Origin of the sequence: Gordonia sp. OPL2 (assembly GCF_003797825.1) — a bacterium.
Classification (GTDB): Bacteria; Actinomycetota; Actinomycetes; order Mycobacteriales; family Mycobacteriaceae; genus Gordonia.
The window spans coordinates 124,952-142,072 of the sequence record NZ_RKME01000013.1; the positions used below are offsets into that span (position 1 = coordinate 124,952).

The window sequence follows — 17,121 nt, forward strand, 5'->3', positions numbered from 1 at the left end:
GTTGTGCCGATCAGTGATGATCGTGACCGACGCCGGCGCGTCGACATCGACGGCTCGTCGTTGTGGGATCGAGTCACAACTGTTTCCCGTCGGCCGCGTGTGGTCTGGAACGATGGCGGGGTGTCCAGCGTCATGACGGGTGAGCGGATCGACGGCGGCGTCTACGTCGACCTCGGCGGTCGGCGCGTCTGGCATTTCGTCGGCGGAGAACCGTCCGGCCAGCCGACGGTCCTGCTCCACGGTGCTTTCGGCTCGGCGTCGGCCTGGGGCGCGCAGTTCGCCGACCTGACCGCCGCGGGCCTCGCGATCCACGCACCCGAACGCAGCGGACACGGCCACTCACCCGACCACGACGGCCCGTTCACCTATTCGGACATGGTGGCCGAGACCATCGCCTACCTCGAGGAGCAGGTGGAAGGCCCCGCGCATCTCATCGGGTGGAGTGATGGTGCGGTGATCGCGCTCTTGGTCGCTAAGTACCGTCCCGACCTCGTCAACCGTGTCGTCGTGGTGTCGTTCTACGTCAATCGCGCCGATCAGGACGCGGACGAGTTCTTCCAGTTGATCGAGTCGCGGGACACCGCGACGGTCGACTTCCTGCGCAGCGGCTACGTCGACATCACGCCCGACGGTCCCCAGCACTTCGACGTCGTCTACGACAAGACCGTGTCCATGCTCGCGCAGGAGCCCGCCTACGACTACGCGGAGTTCACCGATGTCGACGTCCCGATCCTGCTCGTCGCAGCGGATCGCGGGGTGGCACGCGTCGATCACATCCTCGCGCTGTCGCGCGCACTCCCCCAGGCCCGTCTGGCCGTCCTGCCGGGCACCCACATCCTGCCCGTCGAGTCACCCGAGCTGTTCAACCCGCTGGTCGTGGCGTTCCTGACGGCCGATCCCCCGAGCCATTGGGTGCCGCATCCCTGACGCGACGCGGTTCGCGACCGTTCGGGTCCCGATGTGCGTTCAGGCCGATGCGTGCACTCGCTGCCACGCCGCGCGGCGGGCACCGTCGGGGTCGGACTGCACACGGTCGGGGTCGTCGATGATGAGCACGCGACGCGTCTCGGTGTCGTAGACCGGCCAGCCCACACCCGGCACACCACCCGTCGCGAAGGCTCCCCACCGGTCCTGTACGTCGGCGATCACCCGGCCCGTGGACCGCCAGTCGCCCACCGCGAGCCCCGCGCCGATCGCGGTGCGGTAGGCCCCGAACACCGCGAACATCTCCGTCGCGTGGGTTGCGCCCATGCCGGTCGCGGCGAGGACCCGGGTCCGGAAGTCGTAGCGGTAGACATAGGTCGGGGCGACAGCACTGTGCCCTTCGGCGAAGGCCACCATCGGCGCCCAGAACACCGAATCGGCGGTGAGTTGCACGTCGTCGCGCTTGCCGCCCGAATAGAGTGCTCGGATCTCGCGTCGGTCCTGCTCGTCGGACACGCGCAGCAGCGACTTCTCCGCGTCCGGCAGCACGTTCCACAAGCGGGTGAACAGCTGCCCCTCGTCGTGATTGCTGCCGATGATGAGCGGCACCGGCAAGGTTCTACTCGCCGCGGCGACCGACAGCGGCGCCTCCCGCAGGTACTCGCCGTCGACGACCGGCCCGAACGGAATCGGGTCGAGACCCTCGACACGCTGGGCGAACGACATCAGCAGGTTGCCCGCCCGCAGGATGTCCTGCGCGGACGACCGGGCGAGCAAGCGCTGTGCCTCCTCGGCCGGGATCGGTTCGGCATCGGGGTCCACCGCGGTGGGTCGACGATCGGGATCGCGCAGGAAGCGGACGAACTGATCGGCAAAGATCCGGGCGGCGTCGGACGAGATGACGAGTTCGGGAGCAGGGCTCTCCGCGATCGCCCGCACGAACAGCCCCTCGGCGGCCGGGGTGCTCAGCAACGAGATGACCGCCGACCCGCCGGCGCTCTCCCCGAACACGGTGACATTCGCGGGGTCACCGCCGAAGGCCGCGATGTTGCGCTGCACCCACTGCAGCGCCGCGACCTGATCCTTGAGTCCCAGGTTGGAGTCGAGCGGCCGATCCTCGGTGGCGAATGCGCCGAGGTCGAGGTAGCCGAACGGCCCGAACCGGTACTGCACGGTCACGACGATCACGTCCTGCGACCGGGCCAGCAACGAACCGTCATAGAGCGGAGTCGCCGCGGTGCCGAGGATGTAGGCGCCCCCGTGGATGAACACCATCACCGGTCGCGGCGTGGGAGACGGGCGGTCCGGCGCGAAGACGTTGAGGGTGAGGCAGTCCTCGCCCATCGGCTGGTACTTGCCGGGCGCGACGGCGGTGAACCGCTTCTCCTGGATCGCCGCCTTGGCGAACCGCGTGCAGTCGCGCACGCCCGGCCACGGGTGGACCGGCTGCGGGTCTCGAAAGCGGAGTCCGGCGACCGGCGGCGCTGCGAACGGGATGCCCTTCCAGCTGATCGTGCCGCGCCGGGTGCGCTTGCCCCGGGCACCCTCGACGATGCCATCGGCGGTGGTAACCCTGCTATCGATCGATGTCATGTCACCCAACATAGTGGACACCCCGCCGCGGATGCCGGGGGCCCGTGACGACGGTCACACGTCCGGCTCCGACGGCAACCTCACGACCGCCGACGGCAACCCCAGAATTGCCGACGGCAACCTCGCGACCGCCGCGTCGATCAGAGATCCTCAGCCCGCTGCCACGACCACCCCTGCGTCGGCGAGGGCTGCCCGCACCGCGCGCGCATGCTCGACTGCTCCCGGGGTGTCACCGTGGAGGCAGATCGATTCCGCCGACACCTGCACGCGTGACCCGTCGACCGCCATCACCTCGCCGTGCTCGACCAACCTGACGACCCTTCGTGCGATCTCGGCGGTGTCGGTCAGGACGGCGTCCGACTCCGACCGCGGAACCAATGACCCGTCCGGTCTATAGGCACGGTCCGCGAACGCCTCGGTGATCACCGAGAGGCCACGCTCGGCCGCGAGGCGCAGGGAGAGCGACCCGGGCAGACCCATCAATGGCAGCGCCCCACCGAGTTCGACGATCGCCGCGACGACGGCGTCGGCCTGCTGCTCATGTGTGCCTATCGAATTATACAGTGCGCCATGCGGTTTCACGTACGTGACCTGCGTGCCGACGGATCGCGCGATCGCGTCGAGCGCACCGATCTGGTAGAGGATGTCCGCGGTCAACTGCGCTGGCTCGATGTCCATGAACCGTCGGCCGAAACCCTCCTTGTCGGGGTAGGACACCTGCGCACCGATGCGCACGCCGGCAGCGGCCGCGGCCCGACAGGTCGCCACGAGTTCGCGCGGCGTCCCGGCATGGAATCCACAGGCGACGTTCGCACTGGTGACGACGGCGAGCATGGCCTCGTCGTCACCCACGCCCTCGCCGAGGTCGGCGTTCAGATCGACCGTCGGACCGGAGCGTGCTGAGCTCGACATGGCGCCGAGTCTAGTGAGGCCCGCCCCCGGTTGCCGGCGGCGGCATTCTGGTTGCCGTCCGCGGTTCTGCCGTTGCCGTCGGCCGTACTGCGGTTGCCGTCGGCGATACTGCGGTTGCCGTCGGCGCGATCAGAATGCTGCGCTCAGCGACGACGCTGGCGAGCGAACTCCGCGAGTACGACGCCGGCCGCGACGGAGGCATTCAGGCTCTCGACGTTCCCTGCCATGGGTATCGACAGGATCGAGTCGCAGGTCTCACGGACCAGACGCGACAGGCCCTTGCCTTCGGAGCCGACGACGATGACCGTCGGTCCGGTGCCGTCGTAGTCGTCGAGCGTGACGTCGCCCTCGGTGTCGAGTCCGACGAGCTGAGCCCCCGACGCTGCCCAATCCTTCAGCGTGCGAGTCAGATTCGACGCCTGCGCGACGGGCAGTCGAGCCGCCGCGCCGGCGCTCGTCCGCCATGCCACCGCGGTGACACTCGCGCTACGACGCTGCGGGATCACCACACCGTGCCCGCCGAACGCGGCAACCGAGCGGATGACCGCGCCGAGATTGCGTGGATCGGTGATGTTGTCGAGCGCCACCAGCAGTGGGGGCGTGCCGCTGTCGATCGCCGCGCGCATCAGGTCATCCGGGTGGGCGTACTGATATTCCGGGACCTGAAGGGCGATGCCCTGATGCAGACCGTTCGACGACAGCCGGTCGAGTTCGGGCTTGCCGACCTCGAGGATGGACACACCGGCGTCCCCGGCGAACTTGACCGCCTCGGCGACACGTTCGTCGGGCTCGGAGTTCGTCGCGATGTAGAGCGCCGTCGCCGGGACGCCCGCCCGCAGACACTCCAGCACCGGGTTCCGGCCCAGCACGTACTCCGGGCCGTCGTCTTTGCGATTCCGGTTGGGTCCACCGCGACCGGCGACCGACTTCGCCGTGGCCTTCGCGCGCTTGTGCGCCGGATGGTACGGACGGTCGACTGCCTTGGGGGTTGCGCCGCGCCCCTCGAGACCGCGTCGTCGCTGACCACCGGAACCGACGGTCTGCCCCTTCTTGCTGCCCGTCTTGCGGACCGCGCCTTTGCGTTTCGAGTTACCGGCCATGTCAGGAGGTTCCCTTCAGCGACCACTGCGCACCGTCGGGGGTGTCGGTGACCTCGATACCCGCCTCGGCGAGCCGGTCCCGCACCGCATCCGCGGTCGCCCAGTCCTTTTCCGCGCGCGCCCGTGCGCGACGCTGCAATTCGGCGCGCACCAGCACGTCGAGTGCCGTGGTGGCGGCGGACTCGTCGGCACCCTCGTCGACCCAGTGCGGGTCGAGCGGATCGACACCGAGGATGCCCATCATCGCCCGCACCGACGACGCCGCCGCGAGCGCACCCGAACCGTCTCCGGACTCGAGTGCCGTGTTGCCCTGTCGCACAGCGTTGTGCACGGCGGCCAGGGCCGCCGGGACGCCCAGGTCGTCGTCGAGGGCGCCGGCGAACTCATCGGGGATGTCGCCGACCGGTACATCGCCGACCCGCGCAGACACCCGGGCCACGAAGGACTCGACGCGACGGTATCCGGCGGCCGCCTCGGTGAGCGCGCCGTCGGAGTACTCCAACATCGACCGGTAGTGGGCACTGCCCAGGTAATAGCGGAGTTCGACGGCCCGCACGCGTTCGAGCATCGCCGGGATCGACACGACGTTGCCGAGCGACTTGCTCATCTTCTCGCCGCCCATGGTCACCCAGCCGTTGTGTAACCAGTAGCGCGCGAACGGATCTCCCGCGCCGTGCGCCTGCGCGATCTCGTTCTCGTGATGCGGGAAGATGAGATCCATTCCGCCACAATGAATGTCGAACTCGGGACCGAGTAATGACGTGGCCATCGCCGAGCATTCGAGGTGCCAGCCCGGGCGACCGGGTCCCCACGGCGTCGGCCACGACGGCTCATCGGGTTTGGCCGCCTTCCACAGGGTGAAGTCCCGGGCATCCCGCTTTCCGGTGCCCGCGCTCTCACCCTGGTGCACGTCGTCGAGACGATGCCCCGACAGCGCACCGTAGTCGGGCAGGCTGAGCACGTCGAAGTAGACGTTCCCGTCGGACGCATAGGCGTGCCCACGCTCGATCAGCCGTTCCATGTACTCGACCATCTGCGTGATGAACCCGGTGGCCCGCGGCTCTCCCGACGGCGGCAGCACGCCGAGCGCGTCGTAGGCCGTGTCGAAGGCGCGCTCGTGCGTGGCGGCCCATTCCCACCAGGGCCGGCCGGCCTCCTCGGCCTTGCGGAGGATCTTGTCCTCGATGTCGGTGACGTTGCGGACGAACAGGACGTCGAGGCCCTTGTGTTCGAGCCAGCGACGCAGCACGTCGAAGGCGATGCCGCTGCGGACGTGCCCGATGTGCGGGACTCCCTGGACGGTCGCGCCACAGAGGTACACCGATGCGTGTCCGGGGTGCAGCGGGACGAAGTCGCGCACCTCTCGGGTAGCGGTGTCAAACAGGCGCAAGGTCACGACGAGCAATCCTACCTGGTCAGATTCGCGATCCGGGACCCGACGGCCGTGGGCGTCAGTCCAGCAGTGCGGTCGCGACGGCGGCCACGCCCTCGCCCCGGCCGGTCATCCCCAGGCCGTCGGTGGTCGTCGCCGACACCGACACCGGTGCGCCGAGCGCCGCGCCGAGCACTCGCTGGGCGTCCTCGCGGCGGGGACCGATCTTCGGCCGGTTGCCGATCACCTGGACGGCGGCGTTGACGATCGTGAGTCCTTCGGCGGCGACGAGCGTGCGGACATGTTCGAGCATGGCGACACCGGAGACGCCCTCCCACTCGGGACGTCCCGTTCCGAAGACCGACCCGACATCGCCGAGGCCGGCGGCCGACAGCACCGCATCGCACAGGGCGTGGGCGCCGACGTCACCATCGGAATGCCCTTCACATCCGGGCGCGTCGGGGAAATTCAGACCGACCATCCAGCACGGCGTGCCGTCGACGACGCGGTGGGCGTCGCTGCCGATACCGACTCTCATGGGTGGGGCTCCTGGGTGTCGATGGGGTCGGTGGGTCTCGATGGTCTCGATACGCGCCGGACTCGCTGCGCTCGTGCGACGCTACTCGACCAACGGAGATGAACGCGCGACGCGCTCCACCAGCGGACGTCAACGCGCGACGCTGCTCGACCAGCGGAGTGCGAACGCGCGGCCGGCAAACCTACTCGGCCGACAGCGGCGACTTGGCGACGATGTCACGCGCGATCCGCAGGTCCCAGGGCGTGGTGATCTTCAGTGCCAGCGGATCGCCGGCGACGACGTGGACCGGGATACCGCAGCGCTCGGCCAGGCCGGCGTCGTCGGTGGCGAGCCCACCGGTGTCCGCGTGCGCTGCGAGGAGCGCGTCGCGGGTGAAGCCCTGCGGCGTCTGCACGGCACGCAGCAGGTCGCGGTCGACCGTCGCGGCGACCCGTTCGGTACCGCCGGCCGATCCCGGTTCGATCTGTTTGAGCGTGTCTGCGACGGGCAGTCCGGGCACCACGGCGGGGTGACCGGAACGGACGGCCGCGACGACCCGCCCGAACACCGCGGACGGGGTCAGCGGTCGCGCGGCGTCATGGACGAGCAGGATGTCCGCGGCGCTGCCGACAGCATCGATGCCGGCCCTGACCGAGTCCGATCGGTGGGCGCCGCCGGCGACGACGATCGCGTCGGGAACCAGCCTGCGAGCCCTGTCAACGAGATCGGCCGGAACGACGACGACGATGGTCGTCGCGACCGCGGCGTCGACGACGCCCGCGACGCAGACCTCCAGAATCGTTCGGCCGTGAAGGTCGACGAACGCCTTCGGCACCCGCTCACCGAGCCGGGTCCCCGACCCGGCGGCCGGGATGATCACGCCGACCGTCGCGCCGGCCCGGGCGATGTCCGGGTCGCCGATGGCAGTCACCACGAATGCGTCAGGACGCGGCGGCGAGGACCTCGTCGAGAATGCTGGTCGCCTTCTCGTCGTCGGTGTTCTGTGCCAGTGACAGTTCGTCGACGAGCACCCGACGTGCGCGGGTCAGCATGCGCTTCTCGCCTGCCGACAGACCGCGGTCCTGCTCGCGACGCCACAGGTCACGAACGATCTCGGCGACCTTGATGATGTCGCCGGAGATGAGCTTCTCCTGGTTCGCCTTGAACCGGCGGGCCCAGTTGGTGGGTTCCTCCGTGTGCGGGGCGCGTAGCACCTGGAAAACCTGGTCGAGACCCTCTTCGCCGACGACGTCACGAACGCCGACGTACTCCAGCTTCGTCGAGGGGATCTGAACGGTCATGTCACCATCGGCAACTTTGAGAACGAGGTATTCGATCTGCTCACCCTTGATGGTCCGAGTCACGATGTCTTCGACCCGAGCAGCACCGTGATGTGGGTAGACAACGGTGTCGCCAACTTTGAAATTCAATGTTCCGTGCCCCTTTCGAGTAGAGCCAGTCTAGCACGGGCGTCCGAGAGCGCCCACCCAACGGTGCAGGTCAAGGCCATGAACGAGCGGCGAGCGCGCTGTCACCAGGGCCGGTGGACCAGCGTAAACACCCACTGTGATCGCCCTCGCAGCGGCGTCGCGCCATGCCCCGGACACACTCCGCCGCACCAGGTTCGCGACACCAATCGGGCACCCGATCGGACTTTTGCCACCCATGCCCACTACGCTGCGTAGTGCAGGGTTCGCGACATGTGCGTGTCGGCCTTCGATGACCTGGGAGGAACGGGTGTCTGTGCTTCGGAAAACCGCTCGGCGTTCGGCTGTGCGTACGGTCAATGGACGTGCGATCGGAGGGCGGACGCTCAAGGCGGTCACGGTCGCCGCCTTCGGCATCGCACTCGCGCTCGGCAGCACCGCATGCGGCGCCGGCCAGATCTCACAGACCGCGAATCAGGAACCGGCGGTGAACGGCAACACCGCCAACGTCGGTTCGATGCAGCTGCGCAACGTGCAGATCATCTACCCCACCGACAAGGCCGACGAGGTGTTCGGCAACGGCGGCCCCTTCCAGGTGTCGTTCGTGATCAGCAACATCGACCCCGTGGAGAACGACCGTCTGCTCGGCATCGACGCCCCCAAGGGCGGTTCGGTGACCCTCGCCGGCAACACCGAGATCCCGGCGGGGCAGGCACTGCGCGCGGGCAAGCCGATCGGACTGCTCGAGCCGGACGACATCAAGACGACCGACGAGGAGAAGCGCCTCACCGTCGTCCTGTCCAACGCGGGTGACTCCGTCGCACCGGGGCTCACCACGCCGCTGACATTCCGCTTCGAGAAGTCCGGCTCCATCACGATGAACACCCCGGTCGACTCCGGCACCTACCTCATCCGGCAGGACAAGATCCGCCAGGCCGAGGAGCCCGCCGACGAGCACACCGGCGGCCACTGACCCACCTGCGCGCTTCGCGCACAAGGCTTTTCCGATCCACCCCGATTGCAGAACACCACCTCGGTTTCGAACGAAGGTGATGTTTCGCAGTCGGGGTGGTTCTCGTCGGGGCGGTTCTCGGTTCGACTCTGCCGAGGACGCGTACCCGACCACCGGGATCGGACTCGCTGTCGGCGATGCCCAGTAGGGTGATCGCGTGGCCAAACCCAGATCCTCCTTCCGCTGCAGCGCCTGCGGACACTCGGTCGCCAAATGGGTTGGCCGCTGCCCCGACTGCGGCGAGTGGGGCACGGTCGACGAGGTCGCCGGCGTCGCGACCGGCACGCGCGGGGGCGGTCTCGGCGGGGTCGCGCCGACGAGCCCCGCCCGGCCGATCACGGAGATCGACGCGAACTCGTCGCTGGCCATCGCGACCGGCATCGGCGAACTCGACCGTGTACTCGGCCGCGGGGTGGTCCCGGGATCGGTGATCCTGCTGGCGGGTGAACCCGGCGTCGGCAAGTCGACGCTGCTGCTCGAGGCCGTCAAACACTGGGCCCGAGGTGGCCGCACTGCGCTCTACCTCACCGGCGAGGAATCGGCCGGGCAGGTGCGGATGCGCGCCGAACGCACCGACGCGGTGCACGAGAACGTCTATCTCGCAGCCGAATCCGACCTCGCCACCATTCTCGGTCACATCGACGCGGTGAACCCGACGCTGGTGATCATGGACTCGGTGCAGACGGTCGTCGCCACCGGCACCGACGGTGTCACCGGTGGCGTGACGCAGATCAGGGCGGTCACCACCGCGCTGGTCTCGATGGCGAAGAACCGTGGGGTGGCGGTGATCCTGGTCGGCCACGTCACCAAGGACGGCGCGGTCGCCGGCCCACGCTCACTCGAACACCTCGTCGACGTCGTGCTGTCGTTCGAGGGGGACCGCCATTCGAGCCTCCGGATGATCCGCGGGATCAAGAACCGCTTCGGCGCCTCCGACGAGGTGGGCTGCTTCGAGCAGCGCGACGACGGCATCCACGAGGTGCCCGATCCGTCGGGGATCTTCCTGCATCAGCGCGACGACGACGTCAGCGGATCGACCGCGATGGTCACGATGGACGGTAAACGAGCACTCGTCGGCGAGGTGCAGGCGCTGGCCAACACGAGCTCGATGGCGATGCCGCGACGGGCGGTCTCCGGGGTGGACTCGGCACGGGTGGCGATGGTGATCGCGGTGCTGCAGAGCAGGCTCGGTCTGAAGCTGCACGATCAGGAGATCTATGTCTCGACCGTGGGCGGGATGCGTGTGACCGAACCGGCCGCCGACCTCGCGCTCGCGCTGGCCATCGCCTCCACGTTCAACAATCGCCCGATCCCGTACAACACGGTGGCGATCGGCGAGGTGGGACTCGCCGGCGAGGTCCGCCGCGTGTCGGCGGTGGCGCGCCGCGTCGCGGAGGCGAAGCGACTCGGTTTCGCCCACGCGATCATCCCGGCCGGGACCGACGAGAAACTGCCGACGGGCATCCGCGTCACCCGGGTGGACAACCTGGCCCAGGCCGTCGCCGCGGAGTCCCGAGACGTCGCCGACGCACCGTTCTGACGGACAACGCGGTGCGCCCGTGTCGCCCCGAGTCCGCGGACCAGGCGTCAGGGGCGCGACATCCGCTGCTTGTACTCGTCGGAGAGCTGACTCTTCTCGAGGTGATCGGCGAAATGTTCGCGCGCGTTGATCGAGACGAAGATCCCGTGGGCCACCGCGACGGGAGCGTCCGGGTCACCGATGTGCGCCGCCCCCTCGGTGTAGAGCTTGCGACGTTGCCGCCCGAGCAGAGTCGCGGTGAACTCCAATGTCGAGCCGATCGGGATGGGACGCAGATAGTCGACCTCGAGGTGCACCGTCACCGCCGACGGTCCGATCAGCAACGGCGCCATCCCCATCACGTCGTCGAACGCCGTCGACAGCACACCGCCGTGGATGACACCCGGACCGCCCTCGAAGCGGGCTTCCACCGCCATCCGCGCGTGAATCGCGAAGTCCTCCCCCGCGTAGATCTCGAGATGCAGACCCTGCGCCGCCTCCTCGCCACATCCGTAACACAGCGGGTTGTGCATCCGCATGCGGCCGCCCGGCGGGACCGCCTTGGGATGGCGTTCCATCGGATCGAGGTCGGTGGGCACGACAAAACTGCTCTTCACGTCCCGTTACCCTAGTCGGAGCACACCTGTACGCGGTGGGCGGACCACCTCGTACGAGCAGGAAGGCCGTGATGGCGGAGATCGTCAGATCCGAACTCGCCAGGGAGACCCTGGCGCGAGTGGCACCGGGCAGTGGACTGCGCGACGGCCTCGAGCGAATCCTTCGTGGCGGCACCGGCGCGCTGATCGTCCTCGGACACGACTCCGACGTCGAGAAGATCTGCGACGGCGGCTTCCACCTCGATGTCGAGTTCGCCCCGACCCGGCTGCGCGAGCTCGCGAAAATGGATGGGGCGGTGGTCCTCTCGACCGACGGCAAGCGGATCGTCCGCGCCAATGTGCAGCTCGTCCCGGACCCGTCGATCCCGACCGAGGAGTCCGGCACCCGCCACCGCGCCGCCGAACGCACCGCCATCCAGACCGGTCATCCGGTGATCTCGGTGAGCGCGTCGATGTCGATCGTCAGCGTGTACGTCGACGGCGCCCGTCGCGTCGTCGAGAGTCCGGATCCCATCCTCTCTCGCGCGAACGTCGCGCTCGCCACGCTCGAGCGCTACAAGATGCGCCTCGACGAGGTGATCGCCGGCTTGTCTCGGGCCGAGATCGAGGACTTCGTGTTGCTACGCGACGCGATGTCGACCGCACAACGGATGGAGATGGTCCGCCGCGTGTCCGTGGAGATCGAGGAGTACGTCCTCGAACTGGGCGTGAACGGACGTCAGGTCAGCCTGCAGCTCGAGGAACTGATCAGCGACAACGACACCATGCGCGAACTCCTGGTCCGCGACTACTACGCCAGCCCCGAGCCCGCCAGCACCGAGGAGGTGCGTCAGGCCCTCGAGACCATCGAGCAACTCTCCGACACCGACCTCCTCGATCTCACCTTGCTCGCCGGGGCGTTCGGCTATCCGACGACGATCGAGGCCCAGGACACCGCGATGAGTCCCCGCGGCTACCGTCTGCTCGCCCGGATCTCCCGCCTGCAGTTCGCCCACATCGACCGGCTGGTACGCAGTTTCGGCACGTTGCAGGCACTCCTCGCGACCAGCGCCGCCGACCTTCAGGCCATCGAGGGCATCGGTAGCATCTGGGCGCGCCACATCCGGGAGGGACTGTCCCGTCTCGCCGAGAGCAGCATCGAACGCTACGAGTAGGGATCAGGCCGTGGCTGTCGACTCGGCGCCCTGGCCGACGACGTCGGCGGACGACGGTGTCCCGCGTCGGAGCCCGATCAGCACGAAGGGCGTCAGCAGGAGCAGCACCCCCGCGACGACGAGTGCGGCACGCGGTGAGGTGGCCGCGGCCAGCAGTCCGCCGAGTGCGGTGACCGCAGCGATGCTGAGGCTGGTCGTGATCGACCACGATGTCAGCAGCCGTGTCAGGCGATCGGCAGGCGTCTGGCGTTGTCGGTAGGTGGCGAACACCGAGTTGAAGAGACTGCAGCACAGGATGAGTCCGAACTCGGTGATCATCACCACGGCCAGGCCACCGACGCCGGGCCCGACGAAGGCGAGGCCGATCGGCCAGCATGCACGGGCAGTGCCGGCCCCGATGAGAATCCCGTGGGTCCCGAAGCGTGCGACCATGCGGCCGGCGCAGCGCGCGCCGATCAGACCGCCGAGGCAGGGCACGGAGAAGGCCAGACCGTACTGCCACGCGGAGAATCCGAGATCTCCGAGCATCAGCACGGCCAGGAGTGGCTCACCCGCCATGATCAGGCCGTTGACCGCGACGACGTTCACGAACAGAAGTCGCAGACGCCGATGCCCGATGATGTACCGCCATCCCTCGGCGAGATCCGCGAGCCGCGTCCGACCCGCGGGCCGCCCCGGCGGACAGGTCTCGGCATCACGTCCGATTGCCACGATCCCGCACGCGGAGAGCAGGTAGCTGACGGCGTCGGCACAGATGGTGACGACGGGACCGACGAGCCCGACCATCGCACCACCGAGCGTCGGCCCGATCACCGTCGCCGACCACGTCGTCGACTCGAAGCGGCTGTTGGCCCGCAACAGGTCCGACGGCTCGACGACATCCTTCACGAACGCACCGCTCGCCGCGCCGAACGCGATCTTCGACGCTGCGACGACGACCGACACCACGAGAAGCTGTCCGAAGGTCAGTGCACCGAACGCGTAGGCGATCGGAAGCGTGGCCAACGCGCCGAAGCGGGTCAGGTCCATGGCGATCATGACCGGACGCTTCCGGCGGAATTCCACCCATGGGCCGATCGGCAGGGCGAGGAGGGCACCGACCGCGAGCCCGGCCGACGACAGTACGGCGACCTGGGCGGGCCCCTCGTGCAGGACCTGGACGGCCACGATCGCGAATGCACCGAATCCCAACCACGTGCCGTAGCTGCTCACGGCGAACGCCGCCCAGAGGAGTTCGAACGGGCGTCCGAGACCGCGGCGGACCATCACCGGTCGATGAAACGCCGTCGGTGGTCGGGTGGCAACGACTGCGATCCGGCGAGTCGCGGCGCGCCGGACGACGCGCCGAGGGAGGTCACCGTGCGGGCAGTGCCGCCTCGCTGTCCTCGCCCAGCCGCGGCGGCGCCGACCGATAGGTCGCAGGCGTCCCGGACAGCCGGATCGGGTTGGCCACCTGACGGATCGGACCGTCGCGGCGCGGGTCGTCGACCTCGACGACCGGGGTCAGCCCGAGACGCTCGGCGAGCGCGATCGCGTCGGCGATGTCGTTGAGCGGGCCACAGGGGACCCGCCGCGCCGTGAGTCTCTCGAACCAGGCGTCGGCGGTGTCGGTCGCGAGGACGTCGTCGAGGATCGACCCGAGGGCGACCCGGTTCGCGACCCGGGCATCGTTCGTGGCGAACCGCTCGTCGGCGGCCAGCTCCGCATGGCCGAGGACGTCGACGAGGGCCGCGAACTGCCGGTCGTTGCCGACCGCGAGCACGAGCGGACGATCCGCCGTCGCGAACACCTCATAGGGCGAGATGCTCGGATGCCGGTTGCCCATGGCTTGGGGTACCACGCCCGCGGCGACATAGGCCGACGTCTGGTTGACCAGCGCCGACAGCAGCGAGGACAGCAGATTGACCTCCACTCGCTGCCCTTCCCCGGTGCGGTCACGGTGTCGTAGTGCGGCCAGGATCCCCACCGCCGCATGCAGCCCCGTGATGACGTCGACCATCGCGACACCGACCTTGGTCGGCGTCGCGGCGTCGGGGCCGGTGACGCTCATCAATCCCCCGACCGCCTGGATCAACAGGTCGTAGCCGGGAAGCTGGTTGTCGCCGCCGAAGCCGGTGACCGAGCAGTAGACGATGTCGGGATTGATCTCCCGGACGTCGTCGTAGCCGAGGCCGAGTCGATCCATCGCACCGGGCAGGAAGTTCTCCACCACGACGTCGGCTCGTGCGACGAGTTCTCGGGCCGCGGAGAGACCGTCGTCGTCGGTGAGATCGATTGCCACAGAACGCTTGTTGCGGTTGACCGACAGGAAGTAGGTCGACTCCCGGGTGCCGGTCTCACCGACCCACGGCGGTCCCCAGGCCCGTGTGTCGTCGCCGGAGCCGGGCCGTTCGACCTTGACGACCTCGGCACCGAGATCGGCGAGCAGCATCGTGGCATACGGCCCGGCGAGCACGCGTCCGAAGTCGGCGATCACGAGACCGCCGAGCGCGCCGGCCGGATCGTCGCCGGACCGGTTGCTCATCGGAAGGCGCCCTCACCGGTGAGTGCCTTGCCGATGGTCAATTGGTGCACCTCGGAGGTGCCCTCGTAGGTGAGCACCGACTCGAGATTGTTGGCGTGCCGGATGACGGGGTATTCGAGCGTGATTCCGTTGGCCCCCAGAATGGTTCGACATTCGCGAGCGATCGCGATCGCTTCGCGGACATTGTTGAGCTTGCCCGTGCTCACCTGCTCGGGTGTGATCTCGCCGCGGTCCTTGATGCGGCCGAGGTGATACGCCAGCAGATGCGCCTTGCCCACCTCGAGTGCCATGTCGGCGATCTTCGCCTGTGTCAGTTGGTAACCCGCCAGCGGTTTGTCGAAGACCTCACGTGTCTGCGAATACTCGATCGCGGTCTCCAGGCAGTCCCGCGCGGCGCCGACGGCGCCGAAGATGATCCCGAACCGCGCCTCCCCGAGGCTGGTCAGCGGACCGCGCAGGCCACGCGCCTCGGGCAGCATCGCCGACTGCGGCAGGCGGACGTCCTCCAGCACCAGTTCCGAGGTGATCGAGGCGCGCAGCGAGAGCTTCTTGTGGATCTCCGGGGCGGTGAATCCCGGTGTGTCCGTGGGGACGACGAATCCACGGATACCGGCTGCCCCGTCCTCGAGATCGGTGTGCGCCCACACCACCGCGACGTCGGCGATCGAGCCGTTGGTGATCCACATCTTGGTGCCGTTGAGTACCCAGTCGTCACCGTCTCGCTTCGCATTCGTCCGCATTCCGGCCGGATTGGAGCCGAAGTCGGGTTCGGTCAGGCCGAAGCAGCCGATCGCATCGCCGGCGGCCATCCGCGGCAGCCACTCCTGCTTCTGCTCTTCGCTCCCCCAGTGATGGATCGAGAACATCGCGAGTGATCCCTGCACCGAGACCAGGCTGCGGATACCGGAGTCGACGGCCTCGAGCTCGAGACACGCGAGGCCATAGGACGTCGCACTCATGCCGGCGCAGCCGTAGCCGTCGAGGTGCATGCCCAGCACGCCCAGCGAGCCCAACTCCTTCGCGATGTCCCGGGCGGGGATCTGCGCATTCTCGAACCAGTCCGCGACGTGCGGGCGGAGGTTCTGGTCGGCGAAGCTGCGCACCGTGTCGCGGATCGCGATCTCCTCGGGCTCGAGCAGTGCGTCGAGGGCGAACAGCTGGCTGAGGGTCTGCGGGCGGGACATATCAGGCCTCCATCGGCAAAAGCAGTGCTAAGAACGATTGCAAGAACGTTTGCATCCACTAAGGTAGGTGCGGCGCGGACGAAGGTCAACATCGTGGGAGGTCGGGTGGAGCAGGGTATGCGGGGCGGGGGCCGGGCGCCGACGCTGAAGGAGATCGCCGAGCAGGCCGGCGTGCACGTGTCGACCGCGTCGCGGATCCTGCGTCAGCGCGAACCGGCCGACGGGTGGTCGGAATCGGCGCTGCGGGTGCGCCGCGTCGCCGCCGACCTCGGCTATCAGCCGAACCTGTGGGCGGCGAGCCTGCGAACGCGCAAGACCACCACCATCGGGGTGGTGATGACGCGACTCACCGACGGCGTGGTCGCCACCACCTATCAGGGCATCGAGGAAACCGCCACGCGCGCAGGTTATTCGGTGTTGCTTTCGAGCCCCACGGACGATCTCGACGCGCAGCGCAGGGCCATCGAACTCCTCGTCGGCCGCCAGGTCGACGGCTTGATGATCAGCAGCCTGCACACACCCGGACGACCGTTCATCGACTCATTGTCCATCGGGCGCGTGCCCCTGCTCGCCGTCACCCGGCATGCCGATGCCGGCATCCCGTTCGTCGGGGGCGACGACCGGCGCGGTGGAGAGCTCGCCGCAGCACACCTGCTCGACCGGGGGCACGCCGACATCGCCGTCATCGCCGGTCCGGCTCACGCGACGACCGCCACCGACCGGGTCGCGGGCTTCCGATCGGCCCTCGATGCGGCCGGCGTGCCGTTGCCACCGGAACGGATCGTGCAGTCGACGTTCGAGGTCGACGGCGGGATCGCCGCCGGTTCGGCACTGCTGGGTTCGGCCCGTCCTCCGCGCGCGATCTTCACGGTGTCCGACACGATCGCCATCGGCGTGATGGGCGTGGCCCGCGACCTCGGACTGCGCATCCCGGCTGACCTCGCACTCGTCGGCTACAACGACATCCCCGTGGTCGCGCAGCTGCCGGTCCCGCTGACGACGGTCCGGTCCCCGGCACACGACATCGGCGCGACCGCGGTCTCCCGACTGCTCCGCCTCATCGACGGCGAGGACCCCGAAACCGTCCGGCTACCCGTCGAACTCATCGCGCGGGCGACGACCTGACGAGCGACCCCCGATCCCTGATCCGAAGAGTTCGGTGAGGTGAGTTGGGTAGCTGACCCCCTGGGGCATGCTGGAATGGGGTCGGTGGTTGCGACCCTGGTTGGCCGGTGTTTGGTTAGGCGACGTCTCGGGGTTCGATGG

16 protein-coding genes are annotated in these 17,121 nt (G+C 68.6%); 5 read left to right on the plus strand and 11 right to left on the minus strand.

Annotated features, from left to right (window positions below; translation table 11 throughout):
* Window positions 1-120 precede the first annotated feature (120 nt).
* Window positions 121-927: an alpha/beta fold hydrolase gene (locus EEB19_RS14570; protein ID WP_262365670.1), complete on the plus strand. Its 807-nt coding sequence runs from the start codon at window positions 121-123 to the stop codon at window positions 925-927.
* 39 nt (window positions 928-966) lie between these two features.
* Here the strand turns inward: EEB19_RS14570 and EEB19_RS14575 are convergent, their stop codons facing one another.
* From EEB19_RS14575 to EEB19_RS14605, 7 genes are all read right to left on the minus strand, one after another.
* Window positions 967-2,517 (minus strand): carboxylesterase/lipase family protein, encoded by a 1,551-nt coding sequence (locus EEB19_RS14575; RefSeq protein WP_187587418.1) that lies wholly within the window; start codon window positions 2,515-2,517, stop codon window positions 967-969.
* Between the two features lie 150 nt (window positions 2,518-2,667).
* The gene (locus EEB19_RS14580) at window positions 2,668-3,429 is read right to left on the minus strand and encodes a LamB/YcsF family protein (protein WP_187587420.1); all 762 of its coding nucleotides are present in this window, start codon (window positions 3,427-3,429) and stop codon (window positions 2,668-2,670) included.
* Window positions 3,430-3,572: 143 nt separating this feature from the next.
* Window positions 3,573-4,529, minus strand: a complete 957-nt coding sequence (gene rlmB, locus EEB19_RS14585) for a 23S rRNA (guanosine(2251)-2'-O)-methyltransferase RlmB (protein ID WP_187587422.1) — start codon at window positions 4,527-4,529, stop codon at window positions 3,573-3,575.
* Between the two features lies 1 nt (window position 4,530).
* On the minus strand, window positions 4,531-5,925 hold the full coding sequence (gene cysS / locus EEB19_RS14590) for a cysteine--tRNA ligase (RefSeq protein WP_187587424.1): 1,395 nt from the start codon (window positions 5,923-5,925) through the stop codon (window positions 4,531-4,533).
* A 55-nt stretch (window positions 5,926-5,980) separates the two neighbouring features.
* Window positions 5,981-6,439, minus strand: coding sequence for a 2-C-methyl-D-erythritol 2,4-cyclodiphosphate synthase (ispF, locus tag EEB19_RS14595; RefSeq protein WP_187587426.1), 459 nt, complete (start codon window positions 6,437-6,439; stop codon window positions 5,981-5,983).
* Between the two features lie 181 nt (window positions 6,440-6,620).
* Window positions 6,621-7,349 carry a 2-C-methyl-D-erythritol 4-phosphate cytidylyltransferase gene (gene ispD, locus EEB19_RS14600; RefSeq protein ID WP_262365671.1) on the minus strand — a complete coding sequence of 243 codons (729 nt, stop codon included), beginning with the start codon at window positions 7,347-7,349 and terminating at the stop codon, window positions 6,621-6,623.
* Window positions 7,350-7,359: 10 nt separating this feature from the next.
* On the minus strand, window positions 7,360-7,848 hold the full coding sequence (locus tag EEB19_RS14605) for a CarD family transcriptional regulator (RefSeq protein WP_005169342.1): 489 nt from the start codon (window positions 7,846-7,848) through the stop codon (window positions 7,360-7,362).
* Between the two features lie 343 nt (window positions 7,849-8,191).
* Between EEB19_RS14605 and EEB19_RS14610 the strand changes: the two genes are divergently transcribed.
* On the plus strand, window positions 8,192-8,818 hold the full coding sequence (locus tag EEB19_RS14610; RefSeq protein WP_262365672.1) for a hypothetical protein: 627 nt from the start codon (window positions 8,192-8,194) through the stop codon (window positions 8,816-8,818).
* Between the two features lie 196 nt (window positions 8,819-9,014).
* The gene (gene radA, locus EEB19_RS14615; RefSeq protein ID WP_187587430.1) at window positions 9,015-10,397 is read left to right on the plus strand and encodes a DNA repair protein RadA; all 1,383 of its coding nucleotides are present in this window, start codon (window positions 9,015-9,017) and stop codon (window positions 10,395-10,397) included.
* A 47-nt stretch (window positions 10,398-10,444) separates the two neighbouring features.
* Here radA and EEB19_RS14620 read toward each other — a convergent pair whose 3' ends face one another.
* A complete protein-coding gene (locus EEB19_RS14620; RefSeq protein WP_187587469.1) occupies window positions 10,445-10,954 on the minus strand; it encodes a PaaI family thioesterase in 510 nt (169 codons plus the stop codon).
* Window positions 10,955-11,064: 110 nt separating this feature from the next.
* Here EEB19_RS14620 and disA point away from each other — a divergent pair, with 110 nt between their 5' ends.
* On the plus strand, window positions 11,065-12,147 hold the full coding sequence (gene disA, locus EEB19_RS14625; RefSeq protein WP_187587432.1) for a DNA integrity scanning diadenylate cyclase DisA: 1,083 nt from the start codon (window positions 11,065-11,067) through the stop codon (window positions 12,145-12,147).
* Between the two features lie 3 nt (window positions 12,148-12,150).
* Here disA and EEB19_RS14630 read toward each other — a convergent pair whose 3' ends face one another.
* The 3 genes from EEB19_RS14630 to EEB19_RS14640 all read right to left on the minus strand — a co-directional run bounded on the left by EEB19_RS14630 (window position 12,151) and on the right by EEB19_RS14640 (window position 15,855).
* Complete coding sequence (locus EEB19_RS14630; protein WP_222929944.1) at window positions 12,151-13,413, minus strand: MFS transporter; 1,263 nt, start codon at window positions 13,411-13,413, stop codon at window positions 12,151-12,153.
* Between the two features lie 88 nt (window positions 13,414-13,501).
* A complete protein-coding gene (locus tag EEB19_RS14635) occupies window positions 13,502-14,671 on the minus strand; it encodes a CaiB/BaiF CoA-transferase family protein (RefSeq protein WP_187587436.1) in 1,170 nt (389 codons plus the stop codon).
* A complete protein-coding gene (locus EEB19_RS14640) occupies window positions 14,668-15,855 on the minus strand; it encodes an acyl-CoA dehydrogenase family protein (RefSeq protein ID WP_187587438.1) in 1,188 nt (395 codons plus the stop codon). The genes EEB19_RS14635 and EEB19_RS14640 overlap by 4 nt, the downstream gene beginning before the upstream one ends.
* Window positions 15,856-15,972: 117 nt before the next feature.
* Here EEB19_RS14640 and EEB19_RS14645 point away from each other — a divergent pair, with 117 nt between their 5' ends.
* Window positions 15,973-16,980, plus strand: coding sequence for a LacI family DNA-binding transcriptional regulator (locus tag EEB19_RS14645; RefSeq protein ID WP_187587471.1), 1,008 nt, complete (start codon window positions 15,973-15,975; stop codon window positions 16,978-16,980).
* Window positions 16,981-17,121: the final 141 nt, after the last annotated feature.

Bases quoted from the DNA above. Each gene is read 5' to 3' on its own strand.
- EEB19_RS14630 (WP_222929944.1), bottom strand. From the start codon at position 13,413: ATGGTCCGCCGCGGTCTCGGACGCCCGTTCGAACTCCTCTGGGCGGCG.
- ispF (WP_187587426.1), bottom strand. From the start codon at position 6,439: ATGAGAGTCGGTATCGGCAGCGACGCCCACCGCGTCGTCGACGGCACG.
- EEB19_RS14645 (WP_187587471.1), top strand. From the start codon at position 15,973: ATGCGGGGCGGGGGCCGGGCGCCGACGCTGAAGGAGATCGCCGAGCAG.
- EEB19_RS14575 (WP_187587418.1), bottom strand. From the start codon at position 2,517: ATGACATCGATCGATAGCAGGGTTACCACCGCCGATGGCATCGTCGAG.
- EEB19_RS14580 (WP_187587420.1), bottom strand. From the start codon at position 3,429: ATGTCGAGCTCAGCACGCTCCGGTCCGACGGTCGATCTGAACGCCGAC.
- disA (WP_187587432.1), top strand. From the start codon at position 11,065: ATGGCGGAGATCGTCAGATCCGAACTCGCCAGGGAGACCCTGGCGCGA.
- EEB19_RS14640 (WP_187587438.1), bottom strand. From the start codon at position 15,855: ATGTCCCGCCCGCAGACCCTCAGCCAGCTGTTCGCCCTCGACGCACTG.
- EEB19_RS14620 (WP_187587469.1), bottom strand. From the start codon at position 10,954: ATGGAACGCCATCCCAAGGCGGTCCCGCCGGGCGGCCGCATGCGGATG.
- EEB19_RS14635 (WP_187587436.1), bottom strand. From the start codon at position 14,671: ATGAGCAACCGGTCCGGCGACGATCCGGCCGGCGCGCTCGGCGGTCTC.
- rlmB (WP_187587422.1), bottom strand. From the start codon at position 4,529: ATGGCCGGTAACTCGAAACGCAAAGGCGCGGTCCGCAAGACGGGCAGC.